Below are 1,654 nucleotides of genomic sequence, written 5' to 3'. Positions count from 1 at the left end.
TGTCGAACCTGCGTAGGAACGCCTGCCAGCGGACGTCGACGTCCTCGCCGCTCAGACCGATGGCCGACGACCACAGCCAGAGCGGGAGCGGGTCTCCGCCGCTGGGCAGACGGTCGACCTGGAGGCGGATCAGCGTGCCCGCGATGATGGGGAGCTCGCCGGTGTGATCGATCCAGGCGGAGCGGGTGGTCAGGCGGGGGTGGATGCGGTCCCAGGCCATCGCGCGCGCGGCGCCGTACCGGTCGGTGACCTGGACCGTCGCCGCATCCGGCTCGCCCCAGGTCTCCGGCTTGGCGAAGCGGAACTCCTTGCCGTGCTTCGGCGGTCGCCCGCCCTGGGGATAGGCCAGGGCGTACTCCTTGAGCGAGGGCGTCGGCCGTCGCATGACGCGGTCGGAGCGCATCCGTCCCAGCACTTCGACCGGGAGGCCGTCGAGGAGGTGGGCCATGCGCGGGGCGTCGTAGCCGGCGTCGAAGACGATGAGGATGTCGCGGTCGCCGACGTGCCAGCGGCCCGTCTCGATCAGGTCAGTGACCACACGGCGGAGTTGGGCGGCGGTGACCTCGGCGACGTCGTCCTCGGGTCCGAGACGGACGGCGTCCAGGAGCTGGCACCAGGACGTCCGGCCCGATTCCAGGGCGGCGACGAAGGAATATGGCCAGCCGGGAATGAACTGGTCCGAGGACCGTCCGCTGCGGCCGTAGACGTGACAGAACAGCCGCTCCGCGCTGGTCGGCGCGTCCGGGCGGAGCCAGTTGCTCACGTCGACCGCGAGGACCAGGCGCCCGTCGGCGGCCTGCGGCATCGGCAGACCGGCCAGCACCTGCCGCAACCGGGGCACATCCACGCTCCCGCAGTTCAGCGCGTCGTACATCGCGCCGTGCCCGCGCCGGTGCTCGGCAACCAGCGTCAGGTCCACCGGCGTCCTCACCGGCCCGTCCGCACACAGCAACGCGTCGGTGAGGTCGAACAGTTCGTCACCGCGCGCGGTCAGGCAGTCGAATAAGTCCTCCCGGAAGCGTGACGCTTTCGCGAATGCTTCCCCCGGAGCATGATCAGGCAGCAAACTCACCTTCACGGCCTTCGTCGTGGTCACGTGTGTCCTTGGTCGGAGCACATGATCAGACGAAGGCCGCCTCAGCGTCCGGCGAACACCCAGGTGAGCGACCCAGTTCGAGTCATTTTCGACGCTGGACCCTAAAGGGCAAGGTCAGGCTCCCTCGGGAGTGATCAGGCAGAAGGGATGGCCGACGGGGTCCTCGTAGACGCGGTAACCGATCGGCTTGTCCGAACCATCCAGCAGCGTCGCACCGAGGGCGAGCACCTGAGCCTCAGCCGTATCGAGGTCCGCGACCATCACGTCGATGTGCATTTGCTGAGGACGTGCGGAATCCGTCCACTGCGGCGCGCGAAAGTCGTCTACCCGCTGGAAGGCGACCACCGGGGCCCCCGCCGCGTTCTGGAGCACGACAAAGTCGCCGGTGTCCGCCTGCCTCGAGAGCGACAGCAGCTTTTCGTAGAAACCGGCGAGCTCATCCGGGTCGGGACAGTCGATGACAACGGTGTACAGGCGTCCGATCATCCGGCTCACTCTGCCACTGGCCCGCGAGCGGGCCAAACGGCAGGGACCCGGCCCAAGGTTAAAAGACAAGCT

General features: G+C 68.3%; 2 protein-coding genes. Both read right to left on the bottom strand.

The genetic code is table 11. From position 1 onward, the window contains the following. A partial coding sequence (locus tag LQ326_RS47090; RefSeq protein WP_308402180.1) for a transposase occupies positions 1-1,072 on the bottom strand: 1,072 nt, incomplete at its 3' end. A gap of 138 nt (positions 1,073-1,210) precedes the next feature. Next, entirely contained in the window at positions 1,211-1,582 is a 372-nt protein-coding gene (locus tag LQ326_RS47085) for a VOC family protein (RefSeq protein ID WP_234545362.1), read from the bottom strand. Positions 1,583-1,654: the final 72 nt, after the last annotated feature.

This window comes from Streptomyces shenzhenensis (assembly GCF_021462265.1).
Lineage (GTDB): Bacteria > Actinomycetota > Actinomycetes > Streptomycetales > Streptomycetaceae > Streptomyces > Streptomyces shenzhenensis.
The sequence above is the reverse complement of the archived record's forward strand: the minus strand, read 5'-3'. Positions and strand labels throughout refer to the sequence as shown.

Coding starts and splice junctions, on each gene's coding strand:
- LQ326_RS47085 (WP_234545362.1), bottom strand. CDS start 1,582: ATGATCGGACGCCTGTACACCGTTGTCATCGACTGTCCCGACCCGGAT.